Below are 19,086 nucleotides of genomic sequence, written 5' to 3'. Positions count from 1 at the left end.
GTTAGCGCACCACAAAGTGGCCTAGGCTTCTTCGGTCTTGGCGGCCGAACCGGTCTCCGGAACGACGACGCCCTTGGCGGGACGAACCGTCTGGCGCTCGGCGATACGGGCCGACTTGCCGCGACGATCGCGCAGGTAATAGAGCTTGGCGCGACGCACGACGCCGCGGCGCTTCACTTCGATCGATTCGATGTTCGGCGACAGGATGGGGAAACGGCGCTCGACGCCTTCGCCGAACGAGATCTTGCGGACCGTGAAGGTTTCGCTGATGCCGCCGCCGTCACGGGCGATGCAAACGCCTTCGAAGGCCTGAACGCGCTCGCGCTCGCCTTCCTTGATCTTCACATTGACGCGCAGGGTGTCGCCGGGCTGGAATTCCGGGATTTTGCGTTCGCCCAGGACGCGGGCTTTTTCTTCGGCGTCCAGCTGTTGAACGATGTTCATGTCATTTCTCCTCGGGCTTTGCGCCCTTTAGCTGTGAGTTGGCGAGATGCGCCTGCCAGAGGTCCGGCCGCCGCTCCCGCGTAGTCGTCGCCCGCTGCGCCTCGCGCCATCCCGCGATCTTCTTGTGATCGCCCGACAGCAGCACCTCGGGTATCTCAAGCCCCTCGAACGTCCGCGGTCGCGTGTACTGCGGATGTTCCAAGAGCCCATCCTCGAAGCTTTCGGACGACAGGCTGTCGCCTGAGCCGAGCACGCCGGGGATCAGTCTTACGCACGCCTCGATCGCGACCATCGCCGCCGCCTCGCCGCCGGCGAGAACCGCGTCTCCGACCGAGACCTCCTCGAACCCGCGTGCGTCCAGCACCCGCTGATCCACCCCCTCGAAACGACCGCAAAGCACGACGATCCCGTCGGCCTTGGCCCATTCCTTGACGCGCGCCTGGGTCAGGGGCCGACCCCTGGCGCTCATGTACAAAAGCGGCCGCTTGGGTCCCGGCAGGCTATCCACCGCCCGGGCCACAACGTCCGCCTTCAGCACAGCTCCCGGGCCGCCACCCGCAGGGGTGTCGTCCAGGAAGCCGCGCGTATCTGTGGAAAAGGCGCGAATGTCAACCGTTTCGAGGCTCCACAAGCCCTTCTCGCGCCAGGCCGTACCGATCAGCGACACCCCGAGCGGGCCCGGAAAAGCCTCGGGAAACATGGTGAGAACGGTGGCGGTAAAGGGCATGGCGGCGGCTCATACACATAAAGTCGGAAAAATCCGACTCCAGACCTCTTCCTCCCCGAAGCGGGGAGGGATAACGGCTTCACGCCTTCGGCGCCCCGCCGCCCGCCGCGATCCAGCTGTCCACCTGATCCTCCAGCACGTCCAACGGCACTGAGCCGGAGCCCAGCACGACCGCGTGGAAGTCCTTGATGTCGAACTGGTCGCCCAAGGCCGTCCTGGCCCGGTCGCGCAGTTCCTCGATCTTCAGCTCGCCGATCTTGTAGCTGGTCGCCTGGCCGGGATTGGTGATGTAGCGCTCGACCTCCTTTTCGATGTCGCGCTCGGACAGCAGGGAGTTCTGGCGGAAATAGTCCATCGCCTGTTTGCGGCTCCAGCGCTTGGCGTGCAGGCCGGTGTCGGTCACCAGACGCACCGCGCGCCACAGCTCGGTCGAGAGCCGGCCGAAGTCGGAATAGGGGTCCTGATAGAAGCCCATCTCCTTGCCCAGCTGTTCGGCGTACAGCCCCCACCCTTCCGCATAGGCGCCATAGCCGCCGAAGCGGCGGAAGCGCGGCAGGCCCTCGATCTCCTGCGCATAGGCGATCTGGAAATGGTGGCCCGGCGCGCCCTCGTGATAGCTGATGCCCTCGATCTGCGGCTTCAGAACCTGGGTCATGTCCGACAGATTGACGTAGTAGATGCCCGGCCGCGATCCGTCCGGCGCGGGCGAGTTGTAGAAGGCGATCGAGGCTGTCGCCTCGCGGAACGGCTCCACCGCCCGCACCTCCAGCGCCGCCTTGGGCAGGGTCGAGAACCACTGCGGCGCCGCCGCCATCACCTGGGCGATGAACCCGCGCGCGTCGGTCAGATACTGCTCCTTGCCCTCGGGCGTATTCGGATACTGGAACCGTGGATCGGTCTTCAGGAAGGTGAAGAAGTCCTGCAGCGAGCCGGTGAAGCCGACCTGGGTCTTGATGGTCTCCATCTCGGCCTGGATGCGGGCGACCTCGGCCAAACCGATCTGATGGATCTGGTCGGCGGTCAGGTCGGTCGTGGTCGAGAGCTGGAGCCGGGCGTTGTAATAGGCCTCGCCCTGCGGCAGGCGCCACACGCCCGCGTCGCTATCGGCCTTGGGCTGCACCTCGGCCAAGGCCGTAAGCACGGTCTCGAACCCGGCCTTGTAGGGACCGGTCAGGGCGGCGCGGGCTTCCGACAGCAGCCGGTCCTTGGTCGCCTGATCCGTCTCCAGGGCCGCGACCTTCTTGTTGAAGTCGGCCCAGACCGGATTGTCCGCCCCATCGTCGAACGGCGCGCCGGTGATGACGTTGCGGGTGTTGGCGATGGACGGCGCAAAGACGAAGCGCGGCGAGACGACGCCCGCCGCCGCGCGCTGACGCAGTTCCTCGGCCACCTGATCCATCTGCGTCTCGGCGGCCTTGATCCGCGCGACATAGGCCTCGGCGTCGGCCACGCTGGAGACGCGGTGGTTGTTGATCAGAAAGACCGGCAGGCTGGTGGTCGGATTGCCGTTGGCGGCGAACTGAAAGCCCCAGTCGCGCCATTGGTTCGACAGCCGCGCCTGCTGGACGCCATATTCGAACATCCGCCACGACAGCGCCGCCTGCGGGCCCAGCTTCTGCGGATCGAACTGGGCCTTCATCTGCGCCAGCTGCGCCTCCTGAAGCGCCAGGGCCCGGTCGGCGGCGGCGTCCGACACGTCGTCCAGCTTGTCGTAGTCGGTCTTGATCCCCAGCGACGTCATCTGCTGCGGGCTCAACGCGATCCGCGCCTGGAAGGCCTGTTCAAAGAAGGCGTTCAGCCGCGCGTCCTCGCTTTCAGCCGCGGCTGTCTGTGCGGGGGAGTTCTGCGCCAGCGCGGGCGCGGCGGACAGCACCGCCATCATGGCGGCAGACGAGATCAGAAGACGACGCATGAACAACCCCTCGTGAAACAGGGGCGCACCTTCGGGGTCGCGTGCGTGCGGCGCAAGCGCTCAATGCCCCCGCCGTTGCGGCGATCGGACACGTCGAAAGCAAAATCTTCGATACGGCGTCGCTTGATGCAACCCAAGTTCAGGGTCGGCGTTTGGACGAAACTTGACCATACCAACAAGGGTTCAAACCATGCGCAAGATCATCACCCTGTCCATCGTCGCCGCCGCTCTGGCCGTGTCGGCCTGCAACACCATCGCCGGCGCCGGCCGCGACGTCTCGGCCGCCGGTTCGGCCGTCACGCAAGGCGCCAACGACGCCAAGAACTAAGGCTTTCTCAAAAGCCGATGTTGGAAAGGCCCGCCGGATCCCGGCGGGCCTTTCTCGTATCCGTCGCATGACGGTGTTACGGTGCGCCATCATTCAGGAGACGGCGATGGGCTTTCTGGACAATGTGGTGAAGGGTCTCGGCGACGACGCCGCAGGCGGTCTGAGCGATCTGCTAAAGGGTCAGGGCGGCGTCGGCGGACTGACCGAGAAGTTCGGTCAGGCGGGCCTGGGCGATGTCATCGGCTCCTGGGTCGGCACGGGGCCGAACGCCAACATCTCGCCCGAGCAGATCACGGCCGTCCTCGGCCACGGCCCCATCGCCGACATCGCCGCCAAGATGGGCGTGACCCCCGAACAGGCCGGCGAGACCCTGGCCGGTCTTCTGCCCGAAGCCATCGACCGCCTGACCCCTGGCGGTCAGATCGACGGCGCCGACGACCTGCTTGGCAAACTGCCGGGTGGCCTGGGCGATATGATCGGCGGCTTTCTGAAGCGCTGAGGCGTCAGGACGGCTGACCTTCGGTCGTCGCGATCGCAGCCTCTTCTTCCATCGCGACCTTCTGGCGCGCCTGAAGCGCGGTCTGCTTGGAAGCCACGATAAAGGCCAGAACGATCCCAAACACACCGATGATTGCTGAGTACAGGAAGAAGGCCACGTAGCCCGCGCCCAGCGCCGCTGGGGTCACGCCGCTTGTCGCCGCGCCGGTGGTCAACACGCCGGGTTGCAGATTGGCGAACAGCGCCCGCAGGCCAGCGAAAGGTCCGGTCCCTTCGGCGGCTCGCGCCGAAGCCTCGACGATCCGCCCCGACTGCGTCGCGATCAGCTTGCCGGGCAGGGCGTACAATGATGTGAACAGGGCGTACTGGGTCGCGGTGAATCCGATCGACGTGAGGCTGGACATATAGGCGATCAGGGCGGTCCCGGCGTATCCGCTTGAGACGTTGTCCACGCCGATGGCGACGGTCAGGGCCGACAGGCTGTGTCCCTGGGTCGCCAGCCAGGCAAAGATCAGGTTGGACACAGGGCTCATGAAGGCGCCGATGACCATGGTGCGGATCAGGCCGAGCTTGGCGACCGACCAGCCGCCGATGATCACGCCCAGACTGGTCATGACCACGCCAAACACCTTGCGCACTTCGGCCAGCTCCGTCTTGGAAAAGCCGAGGTCGATGTAGAAGGGCGGCATGATGTTCAGCACGAAATCCGCCAGGCGATAGACGCAGATCAGCGCAAGGATCAGCGTCGCCACGCCCGAGAACCGCCTGTAGAAATCGGCGAGGGGCTGGCCGAACGAGCCGGCGAGATAGGCGCCCGGCCGCGTCTTTGTTCCCGGCAGCGGCCAGCAGGCCATGACCATGACGGCCAGGCCCATGAGCACCAGAGCGAACTGCAGATAGACGCCCTCCGGCTTCGCCGCCAGCGCCGCTGCGACCGCCGCCTTGCCGTCCGGGCCGAGGCCGAAGAGCCCGAACAGGGCGTTCAAGGGCGCCGACTGTCCAGTCAGGCCCGAACCCAGGAACATGGCGGCGACGCCGATGACCGCCAGACGCGCGATCCACTCGAAGATTTCCAGCTTTGGTCGCGAGGGGACGTCTCCAACCGGGATGGCTCGGATCGAGTGCGCCTTCTCTCGCGGCGCAAACAGCACCCCGGCGATACCGATACCCATGAGTGCGGCCATCACCGCGTAAGAGAGGTTCCAGTTGTAGAGATCGGCCAGCACCAGCGGCACGGCCCCGGCCACGATCATGGCGACGCGGTAGCCCAGCTGATAGGCGGCGGCCATGGCGCCATGGCGACTGTCGTCGGCCGCCTCGATCCGCCAGGCGTCGATGACGATGTCTTGGGTCGCGCCGAAGAAGCCGACGAGGGCGGCGAAGCCGGCCACGGCGATCAAGGCGTTGGAGGGGTTCAGGGTCGAGATCGACCATAGACCGAAGATGATCACACCCTGCGTGACCAGCATCCAGGCGCGTCGATGGCCAAGCAGAGGCGTCAGAAGCGGCACGGCCGTTCGGTCGATCAGCGGCGCCCAGACGAATTTCAAAGAGTAGCTGAGCGTGGCCAGGGCGAAGAAGCCGATCACTTCGAGCGTCAGGCCGCTCTCTCGCAACCAGGTGGTCAAGGTGTCGAAGATCAGCAGGTTCGGCAGGCCCGCCGAAAAGCCCAGCAGCAGCATGATGAAGACACGCCGCTCGCCATAGACGGCGAGGCCGCCGAAACGGCCGGCGGGCTTGCCGTTCGCGGGGGGATGGGCTTGGTCGGTCATGCACGGCTCCGGCGCGGCGGCCGGAAACGCGGGCGCCTGTAACTCAGCCGACCTTGGCGCGGATGTCGCGCTTCGTCCAGCGGGCGAGGGCGGCGCGCAGGGCCTCGGCGTCCAGAGGCTTGACGATATGGTCGTCCATCCCGGCTTCCAGGCAGGCGCGGCGGTCCTCGGCGAAGGCGTTGGCGGTCAGGGCTAGGATCGGCGTCGTGTCGCCCGCCGCGCGGATGGTGCGGGCGGCGGCGGGGCCGTCCATGCCGGGCATCCGCATGTCCATGAAGACCACGTCGTAGCGCGCGCGTTTCAGCGCCGCGACGGCTTCGTCGCCGGTGGCGGCCGTCTCGACGGTGCAGCCCTCGCGTCGTAGCAGGGTGCGGGCCAGAAGCGCGCCGACGGGATTGTCCTCGGCCAGCAGGACACGGATGCCGGCGAACTGCACGGGAGCGACGCGGTCGTCTTCGACCGGAGCGGCGCATTGGGCGCTGGACTTGTCGGGCGCCTCGGTGCCGATGGCGGCCAGGACGCGTTCGGCCAGGGACGCGCGGCGCAAGGGCTTGATCAGATAGCCGTGGAAGCCGACGGCGCGGTAGCGGGCGATCAGATCGCGCTCGGCCGGTTTCAGCAGGACGATGCCGCGACCGCTCGAAGGCAGGGCCGCCAGCGCGCCCGCCGGGGCGTCGGCGTGATCGACCAGGGTCACGGGGGCCGCATCCGCCACGACGCCGCCCGAGGCCTCGATCTGAGCGCGAGCCGCTGACAGGACGAAGGGGTCTATGGTGCGCACCGCGACCGTCTGGCCGCGCAACGGCTTGTCGCGCGCCACCGCGACGGCGGCGAAGGCGGCCTCGAACCGGAAGCGGGCGCCCCCGCCGGTTGCGGCCCCGTCGGGCCGGCTTTCGACCTTCACCGAGCCATCCATGGCGGCGGCCAGTTTACGCACGACCGCCAGACCCAGGCCGGCGCCATCCTGACGGACCGCGTCGGAACTGTCGGCGTGGCCGAATTCCTCGAAGATCCGTGTACGCGCCTCGGGCGCGACGCCGGGGCCGGTGTCGTCGACCAGGAAGGCCAGACGCGGGCGCGCCGCGCTGCCGCCGACGCGCTCGACCGAAATGCGCACGCCGCCGGTTTCGGTGAACTTCACGGCGTTGCCCGCCAAGTTGAAAAGCACCTGACGCAGCCGGCCTTCGTCCGCCAGCACGTCGGGCGCGTCGGCGGCGACCGACCAGACGATCTCCAACCCCTTGTCGTGGGCGCGCGGGCTCAGCAATTCGGCGACGCCGCGCACCAGACCTTCCAGATCGACGGGCGCCAGGTCGAACTCCAGCGCTCCGGCCTCCAGCCGCGCATAGTCCAACAGGTCGTTGACCAAACCCAGCAGATGTTCGGCCGACTGACGCGCGTTCTCGGCATAGGCGCGCTGGGCGCCGTCCAGTCGGGTCCGCTGCAACAGGTTGATCATGCCGATGACGCCGTTCAGCGGCGTGCGCATCTCGTGGCTCATAAGCCGCAGGAACTGCTGGGCGGGGTCGGCGGGTGCGCTCGTCCGCTCCTCGATCCGCTTTGTCGCCGTCCGTCGCGTCATGGCCGTCTCCCCAACAGGACAGAGCCTAAAGGCCGACGGTTAAGGATGTCTCCACCATGACGCGGGCGGCCTCACGCGTGCAGGAAGGGCGTCTGCACGTCGTCGCCCTCGCGCAGGCCGAAGCCTTCATGGCGCTGCGCCACGCGGCGGTCGAAGTCCGCCTCGGCCCCGATGGTGGTGCGGCGATAGATCAGGGCCTCGGCGATGTGGCGACGCAAAACGCCGGTGCTGCCATCCAGATCGGCGATGGTGCGCGCCAGGCGCAGGGTGCGGGTCCAGCCGCGCGCGGTCAGGCCGCCGGCCTCGCCCGCCCGCATCAGCAGCATTCGGCCCGCCTCGTCCGGCGTGGCGAACCGGTCCAGCGTGGCGCCGGACGCGCGGGCGTTCAGGCCTTGGGCGGCGTCCAGCCCCGCCTCGCGCACCCGGTCCTCCTGCATGGCGCGGGCGGTCGCGACGCGCGCCCGCGCCTCGGCCGTGCCTTCGACGGGCGGGGGCAGGGCCATGTCGGCGGCGGTGACCGGCGGCGTCTCGACCGTCAGGTCGATGCGGTCGAACATCGGACCCGAGACGCGGTTCTGATAGTCGCGCTGACAACGCGGCGCCTTGCCGCACGCCCCGCGTCCGGCGCCGCCCATGCCGCAGCGGCACGGGTTCATCGCCGCAACAAGCTGGAACTGCGCGGGATAGCGGATGTGGGCGTTGGCGCGGGCGACCACGATCTCGCCGGTCTCCAGCGGCGCCCGCAGCGAGTCCAGAGCCTGGGCGCCGTATTCCGGCAGTTCGTCCAGAAACAGCACGCCATTGTGGGCCAGTGACGCCTCGCCCGGCTTGGCGCGAAGACCCCCGCCGGTCAGGGCCGCCATCGAGGCGGAATGGTGCGGGCTGCGGAACGGGCGATCGCGGGTCAGGGCGCCGCGTTCGATCAGGCCGGCGACCGACCAGACCATCGAGGTTTCCAGTAACTCCTGCGAGGTCAGGGGCGGCAAGAGGCCGGGCAGCCGCTGCGCCATCATCGACTTGCCCGACCCCGGCGGGCCGATGAACAGCAGGTTGTGGCCGCCGGCCGCCGCGATCTCCAGCGCGCGCTTGGCGCTTTCCTGACCCTTGACCTCGCGCAGGTCGGGCACGGCCTTGCCATCCGCAAGCGGTCCGGGCTCGGGCGTGCGTAGAACTTGGGTTCCCTTGAAATGGTTGACCAGGCTGATCAGCGAGCGTGGGGCCAGGATACGCGCGCCGCCGGCCCAGGCGGCCTCCGGTCCCGTCGCCTCGGGGCAGATCAGACCGAGGCCCATCGCGTCGGCCGCGACGGCGGCGGGCAGGGCGCCGCCGACCCGCGCGATCTGGCCGTCCAGCCCAAGCTCGCCGATGGCGGCCCAGCCGTCGAGCGCATCGGGCGGGATCACGCCCATGGCCGCCATCAGGGCAAGGGCGATGGGCAGGTCGAAATGGCTGCCCTCCTTGGGCAGGTCGGCCGGCGCCAGGTTGGCGATGATCCGCTTGGCGGGCAGTGCCAGACCGATTCCGGCGAAGGCCCCGCGCACCCGCTCCTTGCTTTCGGCCACCGCCTTGTCCGGCAGGCCCACGATGTTGAAGATGGTCGGCCCGTCATTGCCGATCAACTGGACCTCGACGTCCACGCGCCGGGCTTCCACCCCGTCAAAGGCGACCGTGACAACCCGCGCGACCATGTCGTTCTCCCACCTGAGCGAGAGAACGAACCATGAACTGAAATCTAATTCAAGTGGCGATCATGCAACCTGTGCGGCGCGTTTGGCCTCGATGGCCTCCCACATCAGGGCCGTGGCGTCGATGCCGGTGAAGGCCTTCAACTGCTGGGCGCCCGTGGGGGAGGTGACGTTGATCTCGGTCAGAAAGTCGCCGATCACGTCGATGCCGACGAAGATCAGGCCGCGTTCCTTCAGCGTCGGGCCGATGGCGGCGCAGATTTCCAGGTCGCGCGGGGTCAGCTCGACCGGCATGGCCGTGCCGCCGACGTGCAGGTTCGAGCGCACCGCGCCCGCCGCCGGGACGCGGTTGATGGCGCCGACCGGCTCGCCGTCGATCAGCAGGATGCGCTTGTCGCCCTTGGACACGGCGGGAATGAACTTCTGGATCACCAGCGGATCGCGGCTGCCGGCGGCATGGATCTCGATCAGGGCGTCCAGGTTGGGATCGTCGGCGCGCAGCTTGATCACGCCCGAGCCGCCATTGCCGTGCAGGGGCTTCAGGACCACCTCGCCATGCTTCTTGTGGAAGGCGTCCAGGGCGACGGGGTCGGCCGAGATCAGGGTCGGCGGTTGCAGGCCGGGGAAGGCGGTGACCATCAGCTTTTCGGGGGCCGAACGCACCTGGGCCGGGTCGTTGACCACCAGGGTCCGGGGATGCACCGTCTCCAGCAGATAGGTGGCGGTCACATAGGCCATGTCGAACGGCGGGTCCTGGCGCATCAGGATCACGTCCACGTCCTCGGCCAGATCCAGCTTTTCCCAGTCGCCGAAGTCGACGTGGTTGCCGACCTCGCGCCGCACAGTGATCGTGCGGGCGCGGCAGTAGAGGCGACCCTCTTCCAGCGCCAGGGTGCGGAAGTCATAGACCCACTGTTTGTGACCGCGCGCCTGGGCCGTCTCGGCCATCAGGAAGGTGGTGTCCCCGGCGATGTCGACGGCCTCGATCGGGTCCATCTGGATGGCGACTCTGAGGGTCATTTTCTTGGGCCTATCGCGCGTCGCGCTACTAGAGGCCCGTTGGGCGCGCCGCGCTCCGGGCCAATGGATGTTCGATGTTCTTGCGGCGGTCAGTCGAGCTGTCGCGCTTCTTCGGCCAACATGATCGGAACGCCTTCGCGGATCGGATAGGCCAGTTTGGCGCCCGTCGAGATCAACTCGTTGGCGTCGCGGTCGTAGGTCAGCTTGCCGCGCGTGACCGGGCAGACCAGCACCTCCAGCAGGCGGGGATCGACGGAGACCGGGGTGTTGAAAGCATCACTCATGGCGGGTTCCTGAAAGCGTGGCCGCTTATTGCATGGACGGCGCAGCGTCGTCACCGCCGTCGGCGGCGTCGATGCGCATCAGGGCGGTCAGGGCCTCGGCGCGGGGCATCAGGCCCATGGCCTCCAGCAGCGCCTGTTTCTCGGCCGGTTCGAACGGCAGGGCCATCGACAGGCTGTTGACCAGGGCCTCCATCGGCGCAGTCTCGGCCGTCTCCCAATCGATATCCAGAAGCCGATGGGCCATATAGGCGCGCAGGGCGTCCAGGAAGGCGTCGCGGTCGAAGTCCGGCTCCTCGGGCGGGGAGACCAGATCGTCCTCATAGGCCTCGAACGCCGCGCGGACCTGGCGATAGGGGGTCTTGGACGGCATTTCGGCAGCGATGCGGAAACGCGACACGCCGGTCAGGGTGATCAGATAGCGCCCGTCGGAAGTCTCGGCGAAACTGGTGATCCGACCCGCGCAGCCGACCGGCGACAGGCCGGGCAGGGCCGGCGTGCCGCCCTTGGGCTGGACCAGACCGATGATCCGGTCGCCGGCCATGGCGTCGTCCACCATGTTCAGATAGCGCGGCTCGAAGATGTTGAGCGGCAGCTGTCCGCGCGGCAGCAGGATGGTCCCGCCCAGCGGGAACACCGGGATCACCTGGGGCAGGTCGAGGGCGCGAACGTAACCCTGGGGCATCTTTTCTCCTTGGCCTATCGCCCTTCGGGCGACTTGAGGCCGGTGGCTCCGCGCTTACGAAAACAGAATGGACGACAGGCGGCGACGACCATCTTTGGACACGTCCGAGGTCAGGCCCGCCGCCTCGAAGATGACCAGCAGCTGTTTGCGGGCCGCCTGATCGTTCCACTCGCGGTCGGCCTGGATGATGGCTAGCAGATTGTCGACCGCGCCCTTGAAGTCGCCGGCCGCGCTCTGGGCTTCGGCCAGGTCGAAACGCGCCTGATGATCGTTCGGATCGGCGGCGACCTTGGCCTCGAGTTCGGCCGAGGCGCCGGAAGGGGCCTTGGACGCCAGAGCCAGCTGGGCGCGCACGCTCTGGACCGTCGGCTCCTTGGAATCCTGCGGCGCCATGGCGATGGTCTGGGCCGCCTGTTCGGCGTCGCCGCCAGCCAGATAGACCCGCGCCATGCCGGCGATGGCCTTCTCGTTCTCGGGCTCGATCGACAGGACGTGGGCGAAGGCCTGGGCCGCGCCGCCGAAGTCGTTCAGACCCAGCGATTCCTCGCCCAGCTCCAGCAGTTGCGCCGTCTCGGTGGAGCCGCTCTGACCGCCGGTCAGCTTGTCGATGAAGGCCTTGATCTGGCTGTCGGGAATGGCGCCCTGGAAGCCGTCGACCGGCTGGCCGTTGACGAAGGCGTAGACCGTGGGGATCGACTGCACCCGCAGCTGGCCCGCATAGGCCGGGTTGGCGTCCACATCGATCTTGACCATCTTCACCGCCCCCTTGGCGGCGCGGACGGCCTTCTCGAGCGCAGGCCCCAGCGTCCGGCATGGCCCGCACCAGGTCGCCCAGAAGTCGACGATGACCGGCTGATGTTTCGACGCCTCGATCACGTCGGTCATGAAGGAGGCGTCCGTGCCTTCCTTGATCAGGTCGCCGGCGGCGTCGGGGGTCAGGGTCGGGTCGAGCAGGGTCATGGGCGAGGTCCGCGCAGAGATCGGTCAGGTTCAACGGTTCAGATGGCGTCGGGATGCGTCGGCATCAAGCCGGGAAAAGGTCGCGCCGGGATTTCAGACGGCGGTCGTGAAAAACACCGTCTAATTCATCTAATTCGTCTGACTTCCCCCGCCGCGCGTCTGCCCGCTGACCGTGATTTACGAGATGGGGCGACGGCGCGGATCGTCAAGCGGACGTTGGTCGTCTCTGTTGAGGATAGGAAGTGGATATCGGCATGCTATCGTTTCCGCATGCAGAACCTTGAGGACGCCGTGGCCAAAGTCAGCCGGATTGCGGCGAGCAGGCTAGGTTTAGTTCTGCTCGGCATGGTCTGGCTCGCGGGGTGCCAATCCGACGACCGTGGTCCTTCTTCTTTGATCGGTTACTGGTATGCGGTCGAGGTAGATGGTGAACCAACAATCGGTTCTCGTGTAGAATTAAGGCTCCCGGAGCTGAACCCGGATACCCTGAAAGCCTCGACCTATAGACTGTCTATCGGTTGTGAAGACTGGGGCCGCCTCGATCAGAGCCGCAGCGTTTTGATCAGCGACGCGCAAGATCCTTTTGGCAAGGTGCCGCAAGCGCAATGCGATCCGCGTGATCCGGCGCGTTTGGATGCGTTGCGACAGATGACGCACGACGGGGTCCGTATCTCAGTAGACCCGATGACATTTACGGCAGTGCTTTCCACAACATCGGGGAGAACCGCTCGCTTCGATTATATGGACACGACGCCTGTCGATTGAGGTCCGAAAAAGGTCTAACCCCAAGTCATGAGCTTTACGAAGCAAGACTGAAATCAGGACGCCCAAATGCAGATAGGCCCCTGTCTCTCGATCAGCCCAAAGCCTCGAAATCCACCAAGATCGGCTCCCTCTCCAGCAGCGCCAGCACCCGCCGGAACGCCGTCTGATCCAGGGCTGTGGTCGCCGTATTGGTCAGGGGGTGGAAGTTGACGATGTCGGCGTCCCACAGGCGCTGGTCCAGGACGAAGGTCACGCGGCGGTCGATGTCGTTGATCAGGCCCAGCGCCGTGACCGAGCCGGGGCGGACGCCCAGCGTCTCCCACATCAGGGTCTCATTGCCGAACGACAGCCGCCCCGAGCCCATGACGGGGGCGGCGCGTTTCAAGTCGATCACCGTGTCCTGGCGCGCCGAGATCAGCCACAGCCGGCCTTTGTGATCCTTCAGGAACAGGTTCTTGGTGTGGGCGCCGGGCAGGTCGGCCTTCAGGTCCAGCCCTTCCTCGACGCGAAAGACGGCCGGGTGGTCGTGGGTCACGTGATCCACGTTGTTCGCCTTCAGCCACACGGTCAGGGTTTCGCGGTCGAAAGCGGGTGCGTCAGTCATGGTTGAGCCGTCGGGTTTCGGGCGTTAGGACAGGGTCATGGTCGATACCGTCAACACGCGCCCTCTGGAACTGGAATGCTATCCGATGACGGCCCGGCCGCCGGACCTGGTGCCCGGCCGCCAGTCGCGCAACTGGATGGACGCCTTCATCAGCCGCCACCCCTATCGCTGCCTGCCGCTGAACATGGCCAACACGACGGGGTGGGAAATCCTGTGCCCGTTCGGCTTCTCGGCCGAGTGGAACGGCGGCCCGCGTCAGGAAGACATCGTCATCACGCCGGATCGGCCCCAGCACGATCTGGCCCATTTCGTCACCTCGCACTTCTCGCGCGGGGTGCTGACCCTGCATCCGCAATATCTGTTTCGCACGCCGCCTGGCTGGGGGATGATGTGTTCGGGGTCGCCCAACCATGTGAAGGACGGCATCCAGCCGCTGGTCGGCCTGATCGAGACGGACTGGCTGCCCTTCCCCTTCACGATGAACTGGATCTTCACCCGGCCGGGGCGGATCACCTTCGAGAAGGGCGAACCCTTCTGCTTCATCAATCTGATCGAGCACAAGAAGGTCGAGCAGTTCCAGCCGATCATCCGCACCCTGGAATCCAACCCGGTGATGAAGGGCCAGTTCGAGGCCTGGAACCGCGCCCGCACCGACTTCAACCAGCGTCTGGCCGGCGGCGATCCCGACGCGGCCAAGGAGGCGTGGCAGCGCTACTACTTCAAGGGCGAGGTGCCGGAGGATCTGGGCACGGCGCCGGCGACCCACTCCAACAAGCGCCGGCTGAAGTCGCCACGCGTGGGATGACCGTTTCTTACCATCGCGCCTGATCCGGCGGCGCTAGGCTTTGCCTTCATCGTTTGGAGGCAGGGCCATGATCGCCACGCGTCGCATCGCTTCTATGCTGATTTTCAACCTCGGTCTCGCGCTGGCCGCGACGCCCGTACGCGCACAGAATGCTCGCGCGCAAAGTCATCGCGGTTTCGTCACGGGCGCCGATGAAGACCGGACCCAGGCGCCGACGATGCTGTTCGGCGCCAGCCGCAATACGGTCAAGGTGTCCGCGGATGACACCGAAGGCCGGCTTTCCATGTTCGAGTACGAGGGCGCGGTTCGCGGCGGACCGCCGCTGCATGTCCATGACGATCAGGACGAAATCTTCTACGTCCGCGAGGGCGACTATCTCTTCCAGCTTGGAGACGCCCTGCACCGCCTGACGGCCGGCGACACGATCTTTTTGCCGCGCGGCGTTCCGCATGCCTTTTCTCAGCTCAGTGCGGCCGGTCGTCTGGTGTTCATGTTCACGCGGGCGGGCGACATGGAGGCCTTCTTCAGGGATCAGGCCGCGATGGGGGCCGGACCGCCGACGCCGCAGGCCGCTCAGGACCTGTTCTCGCAACACGGAATGCGGATTGTCGGGCCACCCCTTCCGGTGGAATGATCGCCGCTTCTGGAGGGAGGCGGCATGACGGCTCATTTCCACTTTGCACCGCCGGGACGCGCCTTGTCAGGCCTCGTCCGGCGCCACCAGATCATCCGCCTGCGTTTCGGTACGAGCGGGGACGAGACGCTGGCCCCCATCAAACCCTATTGGCCCAGACCTGCGGCGGCGTTGGCCTTCTATATGCGCGATCCTGAAATTCTGTGGTCCGCGAGGGAGGCGAAGCCGAGGGTCAAGGCGCGCGCGGTGGTGATCGGCCAGCCGACCACGCTGACCTGGCGACAGGGGGGCGGGGACTTCAGCGTCTATCAGATCGAGTTCGAGCCGGGCGCGCTGTATCGGCTAATCGGGCTGTCACTTGACGAAATCACGGACCACGACATCGATGCGGAAGCGGTGTTTCCGCGAAGCTTCACCAGTCTGATCCGCGAGATCGAGGACACCGAAGATCCCGCCGTCATGATCGCTGCGGCAGAGTCCTATTTGGAAAGGTTATGGGACGCGCGATCAGGCGATCCGTTGGCCGTCGATCAGATCGCGAATGTGTTGCTGCGCCATCCGGGGGCGAGCCTGGATCGTCTGGCGACGCGGCAAGGGCTGGCGCCGCGTCAGGTTCGCCGGGACTTTGCGCGAAGAATGGGCGTGTCGCCCAAGCTATCCGCGAGAGTGGCGCGATTCGACGCCCTGATCCGGCAACGCAATGCACGCCCGGATCAGGACTGGCTCGAAGCGGCATTGGATGCCGGCTACTACGACGATCACCACCTGAGACGTGATTTTCGCCTGTTCACCGGGATCAGTCCCAGCGCATTCCAGCTTCTGGAGGCGCAGTCTCCCGAGCGCCGTTTCGGCTATCGGGAGACCTAGATCAAGCCGCCGGGCGGGTGACCTGCGGGCCCAGGTTCTGGATCACTTCGCGGGCGTCGAAGGCGTTGGGGTCGTTGGCGGGTTTGGGGCCGCGACCCAGGACGATTTCGGCATTGGCCTCGAAGCGGTCGACCTGACGGACGTCAAAGTCGTTGACGCCCCACGGGCCGTAGCGGTCCCACGGGCTCCAGAAGCCGCTGCGGTAGTAGCGCCACGACGGACCCCAGTAGGGGCTGTAGAAGCGGTTGTAGCCCGAATAGAACGGGTCGGGCGTGCCGACGAAGCGGGTGTCGCGGTCGGTGGCGCGGTTGACGGTGGCGAACCAGTCATAGCCGCTCTCGACCGTCAGTTCGGCCGAACGCAGCAGCAGCGACTGTTCGACCTGTTCGCGCGAGGTCAGCGAGTTGCCCGAGAAGCTGACCCGGAAACGGTTGTTCTCCAGGCGCTGCTCGGCATAGCCGCCACGCTGGCCGTTGAAGCCGGCGGGCTGATACGGGGTGGCGGTGGCGCAGGCCGCCAGGGCCAGACCGGCGGCGACGGTCACCGCCAGGGTCTTCAGGGGGAGGGTTTTCATGACATCAAACTCCTTGATCGCCCATTCGGGCGCTCTGACGGCTGAACGGAGCATGAACGAAGGCGTTCCCGACCACTGTATGACGAAGCGTCGCGGCGTCTAAAGTCTAAGGACGATCAGGACAGCGGCGACCATCAGCAGCAGGCCGACGAAGACGCCGAAGCCTTTGCGAAAGCGGGGTTGCTGCATGCGGCGCGACAGGGCGGCGCCGGAAAGGGCATAGGTGCTCATCGACACCATATCCATGCCGATGGCCGCCATGGCGAACATCGCCATCTGCGGCGCGACCGGCCGGTTCACGTCAATGAAGGGCGGCAGGACGGCGGTGAAGAACAGGATGGCCTTGGGGTTGGCGATCTGGACGGCGAACCCGTCGATCAGGGCGCTGCGGCCCTTCTTGACCACGACCTCGTCGGGATCGGCGGCGGTGGCGAAGGCGCCGCGCAGCGCCTTGATCCCCAGCCAGGCGACGTAGAGGGCGCCCAGCACGGCGATGACCTTGAAGGCGGCGGGGAAGGCCTTGACCAGGGCGCCCAGCCCCAAGGCCGCCGCGCCGAACCACACCAGGGTCGCGGCGTTCATGCCCAAGACGCCGATCAGGGCCGAGGCGCGGCCCTTTTCAACGCCGGTCGCGACGGCGAACAGATTGGCCGGGCCGGGCGTGATCGCCATCACCGCCATGACGCCGAGGAAGGTCGAATAGAGGTGCGGATCGACGGGCAGGGCGGGCATGCGGCGCGATGTCGCTGCTTAGTCGGTCGCGGTCAAGGCGCTCTGTCTCCTCCCCGCGTTGTGGGGACGTGGCGCGGCGCATCTCGCGCCGTGACGGAGGGGGTCTTCACTCGTTCATCGGCGTCCGTAGGGATCAAAGAACCCCTCCACCGCTGCGCGGTCCCCCTCCCCATTTCATGGGGAGGAGACAAGGATGTCAGGCGGCCGGACGGGCCGGGGGCGCCGGCGGTTCGGGGGCTTCCGGCGCCTCGGGCGCTTCGGGAACCTCGGCGGCCGCTTCGTCCTCGACGACGGCGTCGGCGGCCTGGTCCAGCGCGTATTGGGCGACCAGGCTGTAGGTCTCCATCTGCTCGGGCGTCGGATTGGTCCAGGCGCTGTTGCGGGCGATGCCTTCGGCGGTGACGACGCCCTTCTGCATCCCCTCTTCCATCGCCTGTTTGACCTCGGGATCGTTCAGGGCGTCGGCGACGATGGCGTCGACGTCGATGTTCTTCAGCGCCTGGGCGGCCATTTCATTGGCGTGTTTGGTCGTCTCGGCGGTGAAGGCGGCGACGTCGGGCGCATAGTCCGACCAGAGGGCGGCGATGCGACGACCGCGTTCAGCCTCGCTCAGGCTCTCGTCTTCGGAAATCGCCTCGGCCCGTTCGCCAAAGGCCTCCATGCGCGCTTCGAAAGCTTCGGCGGCGGCTTCCATCCGGGCCTCGGCGGTTTCGGCGGAAGCCGGAGCCGGAGCGGGCGCAGGCGCGGGGGTCTGGGCCAGGGCCGAGGAGAGGGGCGCGAGCGCCAGGGCGGCGGTCAGGCTGAGCAGGCGGATCATGGGACGGCTCCCGTTGAATGACCCGCGCAAACTCCGCCCTCAGCCGCCCCGTCTCAAGTGAAATCGCGGTAAGGCTCGGCTTACTGCGGCGTCGCCGGCGCAGCAGCCGGCGCGGAGGCGGCCGCCTCGATCTCGGTGCGGGCCTTCAGCGGGATGCCTTTGATCTGCTGCATCACCATCGCCATCTGTTCGGCCGGCGCGCCTTGGGCGGTGGCGAAGGTGTTGACCTCCTCGGCGAAGGCGTCGACTTCACTCTGATACTTGGCCTGCACGGCGTCCAAATCGGACTTGGCCTTGGCCTTGTCGGCTTGAGCGGCAGCGGCCTGCATTTCGGTCGCCATGGCTTCCATGCGCTCCTGGAAGGCTTCCGCCTTGGCCTCGAAGGCGGCTTCCTCGGGGCTGTCCGCTTCTTGGGCGGGCGCCGGAGCGGCCTGGGGCGCTGGCGCAGGGGCGGCGGCCTGACCGGCGGCGAAGGCAGGCGTGGTCAGGGCCAGAACGGCGACGGCCGCGGCGGAAGACAGAAGGCGCATCGGAAACTCCACGACGGGCCGCCGTGCGGCCCCGAACGAGGCTGCATCCCAGCCCCGGCCGCACCCTCCTACAGTCCGGTCAGATTTCAAAGACCCGATAGGGTTGGTCGCCCAGCGTCTTCAGCACCGGCAGGGCGACATTATAGACGGGCGTGCCCTTGGTGGTGCGTCCCTCCGGTCCGCCGCGGTGGGCGTGGCCGTGCACGACTAGGCGAACATTGTCGTAGCGATCGATGGTCTCGGCCAGGCGCGACGATCCCAGGAAGGCGTGGATTTCGGGCGGCTCGCCCATCACCGTCTCGACCACGGGCGCATAGTGCAGCAGCACGACCGAGCGTTCGGTGCGCAGCATGCGGATCGAGTTCTCGATCAGATTGGCGTCCTCGACCGCCTCCTGCACGAAGCGTTTGATCGAAGCCTCGCCGAAGGACGAGAGCATGTAGCGGCCGAAGCCGCCGACGAACCCCTTGCCGCCCGCAAAGCCGACGCCGTCGATCTCATAGGCCTCGCCGGTCAGCATCTTGACCCCGGCGTCGGTCAGCATCTTCGTGACGACCTCGGGCTGGCCGCACTCGTGCTCGTGATTGCCCAACACGCCGACCATCGGGATCTTGCACAGCTTGAGATCCTCAAGCAGCCGCTCGACCTCGGGCGTCTTGCCGTAGTTGGTCAGGTCCCCGCACAGGCACAGCACGTCGGCGTCGTCCGACACCCGTTCGAACAGGTCGCGATAATTGTGCTCCGTTGTTTCGCCCACGTGGAGGTCGCCGACGGCGGCGACGCGCAGGGTCTTGGCGGGGCCGGGCTCCAGGCCGGGTTGGGTCGTCTGGGGATCGGGGACGGCGTCAGTCATGGCGGCTTACC

At 66.9% G+C, this 19,086-nt stretch carries 22 protein-coding genes; 6 read left to right on the top strand and 16 right to left on the bottom strand.

Annotation, left to right across the window (positions count from 1 at the left end):
• Nucleotides 1–21: 21 nt before the first annotated feature.
• The 3 genes from rplS to KAK88_RS01290 all read right to left on the bottom strand — a co-directional run bounded on the left by rplS (nt 22) and on the right by KAK88_RS01290 (nt 3,083).
• On the bottom strand, nt 22–444 hold the full coding sequence (gene rplS, locus KAK88_RS01300) for a 50S ribosomal protein L19 (RefSeq protein ID WP_017505017.1): 423 nt from the start codon (nt 442–444) through the stop codon (nt 22–24).
• Between the two features lies 1 nt (nt 445).
• The gene (gene trmD / locus KAK88_RS01295; RefSeq protein WP_017505018.1) at nt 446–1,171 is read right to left on the bottom strand and encodes a tRNA (guanosine(37)-N1)-methyltransferase TrmD; all 726 of its coding nucleotides are present in this window, start codon (nt 1,169–1,171) and stop codon (nt 446–448) included.
• A gap of 79 nt (nt 1,172–1,250) precedes the next feature.
• Nucleotides 1,251–3,083, bottom strand: coding sequence for a DUF885 domain-containing protein (locus KAK88_RS01290; RefSeq protein ID WP_242077559.1), 1,833 nt, complete (start codon nt 3,081–3,083; stop codon nt 1,251–1,253).
• Nucleotides 3,084–3,273: 190 nt separating this feature from the next.
• Here KAK88_RS01290 and KAK88_RS01285 point away from each other — a divergent pair, with 190 nt between their 5' ends.
• Both KAK88_RS01285 and KAK88_RS01280 read left to right on the top strand, forming a co-directional pair.
• Nucleotides 3,274–3,411 (top strand): entericidin A/B family lipoprotein, encoded by a 138-nt coding sequence (locus KAK88_RS01285; RefSeq protein ID WP_039247129.1) that lies wholly within the window; start codon nt 3,274–3,276, stop codon nt 3,409–3,411.
• 67 nt (nt 3,412–3,478) lie between these two features.
• Nucleotides 3,479–3,910, top strand: a complete 432-nt coding sequence (locus KAK88_RS01280; protein ID WP_242077558.1) for a YidB family protein — start codon at nt 3,479–3,481, stop codon at nt 3,908–3,910.
• Between the two features lie 4 nt (nt 3,911–3,914).
• Here KAK88_RS01280 and KAK88_RS01275 read toward each other — a convergent pair whose 3' ends face one another.
• From KAK88_RS01275 to trxA, 7 genes are all read right to left on the bottom strand, one after another.
• On the bottom strand, nt 3,915–5,681 hold the full coding sequence (locus tag KAK88_RS01275) for an AmpG family muropeptide MFS transporter (protein WP_242077557.1): 1,767 nt from the start codon (nt 5,679–5,681) through the stop codon (nt 3,915–3,917).
• Between the two features lie 43 nt (nt 5,682–5,724).
• On the bottom strand, nt 5,725–7,263 hold the full coding sequence (locus tag KAK88_RS01270) for a response regulator (protein WP_242077556.1): 1,539 nt from the start codon (nt 7,261–7,263) through the stop codon (nt 5,725–5,727).
• Nucleotides 7,264–7,334: 71 nt separating this feature from the next.
• Entirely contained in the window at nt 7,335–8,951 is a 1,617-nt protein-coding gene (locus KAK88_RS01265) for a YifB family Mg chelatase-like AAA ATPase (RefSeq protein ID WP_242077555.1), read from the bottom strand.
• Between the two features lie 60 nt (nt 8,952–9,011).
• Nucleotides 9,012–9,968: a glutathione synthase gene (gene gshB / locus KAK88_RS01260; protein ID WP_242077554.1), complete on the bottom strand. Its 957-nt coding sequence runs from the start codon at nt 9,966–9,968 to the stop codon at nt 9,012–9,014.
• A gap of 89 nt (nt 9,969–10,057) precedes the next feature.
• Nucleotides 10,058–10,252 carry a Trm112 family protein gene (locus KAK88_RS01255; RefSeq protein WP_242077553.1) on the bottom strand — a complete coding sequence of 65 codons (195 nt, stop codon included), beginning with the start codon at nt 10,250–10,252 and terminating at the stop codon, nt 10,058–10,060.
• 25 nt (nt 10,253–10,277) lie between these two features.
• Nucleotides 10,278–10,934, bottom strand: coding sequence for an LON peptidase substrate-binding domain-containing protein (locus KAK88_RS01250; RefSeq protein WP_026108391.1), 657 nt, complete (start codon nt 10,932–10,934; stop codon nt 10,278–10,280).
• 54 nt (nt 10,935–10,988) lie between these two features.
• The gene (trxA, locus tag KAK88_RS01245) at nt 10,989–11,894 is read right to left on the bottom strand and encodes a thioredoxin (RefSeq protein WP_242077552.1); all 906 of its coding nucleotides are present in this window, start codon (nt 11,892–11,894) and stop codon (nt 10,989–10,991) included.
• A 42-nt stretch (nt 11,895–11,936) separates the two neighbouring features.
• On the opposite strand from trxA, the gene KAK88_RS01240 reads away from it, so the two are divergent.
• Nucleotides 11,937–12,659: a hypothetical protein gene (locus tag KAK88_RS01240; protein ID WP_242077551.1), complete on the top strand. Its 723-nt coding sequence runs from the start codon at nt 11,937–11,939 to the stop codon at nt 12,657–12,659.
• Nucleotides 12,660–12,750: 91 nt separating this feature from the next.
• Here the strand turns inward: KAK88_RS01240 and KAK88_RS01235 are convergent, their stop codons facing one another.
• A complete protein-coding gene (locus KAK88_RS01235; RefSeq protein ID WP_242077550.1) occupies nt 12,751–13,263 on the bottom strand; it encodes a prolyl-tRNA synthetase associated domain-containing protein in 513 nt (170 codons plus the stop codon).
• Nucleotides 13,264–13,300: 37 nt separating this feature from the next.
• Here KAK88_RS01235 and KAK88_RS01230 point away from each other — a divergent pair, with 37 nt between their 5' ends.
• The 3 genes from KAK88_RS01230 (at nt 13,301) to KAK88_RS01220 (ending at nt 15,569) form a co-directional block, all read left to right on the top strand.
• A complete protein-coding gene (locus KAK88_RS01230; protein ID WP_242077549.1) occupies nt 13,301–14,068 on the top strand; it encodes a DUF6065 family protein in 768 nt (255 codons plus the stop codon).
• 67 nt (nt 14,069–14,135) lie between these two features.
• The gene (locus tag KAK88_RS01225) at nt 14,136–14,702 is read left to right on the top strand and encodes a cupin domain-containing protein (protein WP_242077548.1); all 567 of its coding nucleotides are present in this window, start codon (nt 14,136–14,138) and stop codon (nt 14,700–14,702) included.
• A 24-nt stretch (nt 14,703–14,726) separates the two neighbouring features.
• Complete coding sequence (locus KAK88_RS01220; protein WP_242077547.1) at nt 14,727–15,569, top strand: helix-turn-helix domain-containing protein; 843 nt, start codon at nt 14,727–14,729, stop codon at nt 15,567–15,569.
• A 1-nt stretch (nt 15,570) separates the two neighbouring features.
• Here the strand turns inward: KAK88_RS01220 and KAK88_RS01215 are convergent, their stop codons facing one another.
• The 5 genes from KAK88_RS01215 to KAK88_RS01195 form a co-directional block, all read right to left on the bottom strand.
• Complete coding sequence (locus KAK88_RS01215) at nt 15,571–16,143, bottom strand: CC0125/CC1285 family lipoprotein (protein ID WP_242077546.1); 573 nt, start codon at nt 16,141–16,143, stop codon at nt 15,571–15,573.
• 99 nt (nt 16,144–16,242) lie between these two features.
• Nucleotides 16,243–16,875, bottom strand: a complete 633-nt coding sequence (locus KAK88_RS01210) for a LysE family translocator (RefSeq protein ID WP_045810913.1) — start codon at nt 16,873–16,875, stop codon at nt 16,243–16,245.
• Nucleotides 16,876–17,071: 196 nt separating this feature from the next.
• A complete protein-coding gene (locus KAK88_RS01205) occupies nt 17,072–17,692 on the bottom strand; it encodes a hypothetical protein (protein WP_242077545.1) in 621 nt (206 codons plus the stop codon).
• A gap of 80 nt (nt 17,693–17,772) precedes the next feature.
• Nucleotides 17,773–18,222, bottom strand: coding sequence for a hypothetical protein (locus KAK88_RS01200; protein ID WP_242077544.1), 450 nt, complete (start codon nt 18,220–18,222; stop codon nt 17,773–17,775).
• Between the two features lie 79 nt (nt 18,223–18,301).
• Entirely contained in the window at nt 18,302–19,075 is a 774-nt protein-coding gene (locus KAK88_RS01195) for a metallophosphoesterase family protein (RefSeq protein WP_242077543.1), read from the bottom strand.
• Nucleotides 19,076–19,086 lie beyond the last annotated feature (11 nt).

The sequence above is a fragment of the Brevundimonas diminuta genome, from assembly GCF_022654015.1.
GTDB lineage: Bacteria > Pseudomonadota > Alphaproteobacteria > Caulobacterales > Caulobacteraceae > Brevundimonas > Brevundimonas diminuta_C.
The sequence above is the reverse complement of the archived record's forward strand: the minus strand, read 5'-3'. Positions and strand labels throughout refer to the sequence as shown.

What these genes read in the sequence shown, in the direction of transcription:
- KAK88_RS01220 (WP_242077547.1), top strand. Translation starts at nt 14,727, where the DNA reads ATGACGGCTCATTTCCACTTTGCACCGCCGGGACGCGCCTTGTCAGGC.
- trxA (WP_242077552.1), bottom strand. Translation starts at nt 11,894, where the DNA reads ATGACCCTGCTCGACCCGACCCTGACCCCCGACGCCGCCGGCGACCTG.
- KAK88_RS01280 (WP_242077558.1), top strand. Translation starts at nt 3,479, where the DNA reads ATGACGGTGTTACGGTGCGCCATCATTCAGGAGACGGCGATGGGCTTT.
- rplS (WP_017505017.1), bottom strand. Translation starts at nt 444, where the DNA reads ATGAACATCGTTCAACAGCTGGACGCCGAAGAAAAAGCCCGCGTCCTG.
- gshB (WP_242077554.1), bottom strand. Translation starts at nt 9,968, where the DNA reads ATGACCCTCAGAGTCGCCATCCAGATGGACCCGATCGAGGCCGTCGAC.
- KAK88_RS01265 (WP_242077555.1), bottom strand. Translation starts at nt 8,951, where the DNA reads ATGGTCGCGCGGGTTGTCACGGTCGCCTTTGACGGGGTGGAAGCCCGG.
- KAK88_RS01200 (WP_242077544.1), bottom strand. Translation starts at nt 18,222, where the DNA reads ATGCGCCTTCTGTCTTCCGCCGCGGCCGTCGCCGTTCTGGCCCTGACC.
- KAK88_RS01230 (WP_242077549.1), top strand. Translation starts at nt 13,301, where the DNA reads ATGGTCGATACCGTCAACACGCGCCCTCTGGAACTGGAATGCTATCCG.
- KAK88_RS01250 (WP_026108391.1), bottom strand. Translation starts at nt 10,934, where the DNA reads ATGCCCCAGGGTTACGTTCGCGCCCTCGACCTGCCCCAGGTGATCCCG.
- KAK88_RS01285 (WP_039247129.1), top strand. Translation starts at nt 3,274, where the DNA reads ATGCGCAAGATCATCACCCTGTCCATCGTCGCCGCCGCTCTGGCCGTG.
- KAK88_RS01205 (WP_242077545.1), bottom strand. Translation starts at nt 17,692, where the DNA reads ATGATCCGCCTGCTCAGCCTGACCGCCGCCCTGGCGCTCGCGCCCCTC.
- KAK88_RS01255 (WP_242077553.1), bottom strand. Translation starts at nt 10,252, where the DNA reads ATGAGTGATGCTTTCAACACCCCGGTCTCCGTCGATCCCCGCCTGCTG.
- KAK88_RS01290 (WP_242077559.1), bottom strand. Translation starts at nt 3,083, where the DNA reads ATGCGTCGTCTTCTGATCTCGTCTGCCGCCATGATGGCGGTGCTGTCC.
- KAK88_RS01235 (WP_242077550.1), bottom strand. Translation starts at nt 13,263, where the DNA reads ATGACTGACGCACCCGCTTTCGACCGCGAAACCCTGACCGTGTGGCTG.
- trmD (WP_017505018.1), bottom strand. Translation starts at nt 1,171, where the DNA reads ATGCCCTTTACCGCCACCGTTCTCACCATGTTTCCCGAGGCTTTTCCG.
- KAK88_RS01225 (WP_242077548.1), top strand. Translation starts at nt 14,136, where the DNA reads ATGATCGCCACGCGTCGCATCGCTTCTATGCTGATTTTCAACCTCGGT.
- KAK88_RS01210 (WP_045810913.1), bottom strand. Translation starts at nt 16,875, where the DNA reads ATGCCCGCCCTGCCCGTCGATCCGCACCTCTATTCGACCTTCCTCGGC.
- KAK88_RS01215 (WP_242077546.1), bottom strand. Translation starts at nt 16,143, where the DNA reads ATGAAAACCCTCCCCCTGAAGACCCTGGCGGTGACCGTCGCCGCCGGT.
- KAK88_RS01275 (WP_242077557.1), bottom strand. Translation starts at nt 5,681, where the DNA reads ATGACCGACCAAGCCCATCCCCCCGCGAACGGCAAGCCCGCCGGCCGT.
- KAK88_RS01195 (WP_242077543.1), bottom strand. Translation starts at nt 19,075, where the DNA reads ATGACTGACGCCGTCCCCGATCCCCAGACGACCCAACCCGGCCTGGAG.
- KAK88_RS01270 (WP_242077556.1), bottom strand. Translation starts at nt 7,263, where the DNA reads ATGACGCGACGGACGGCGACAAAGCGGATCGAGGAGCGGACGAGCGCA.
- KAK88_RS01240 (WP_242077551.1), top strand. Translation starts at nt 11,937, where the DNA reads ATGGCGTCGGGATGCGTCGGCATCAAGCCGGGAAAAGGTCGCGCCGGG.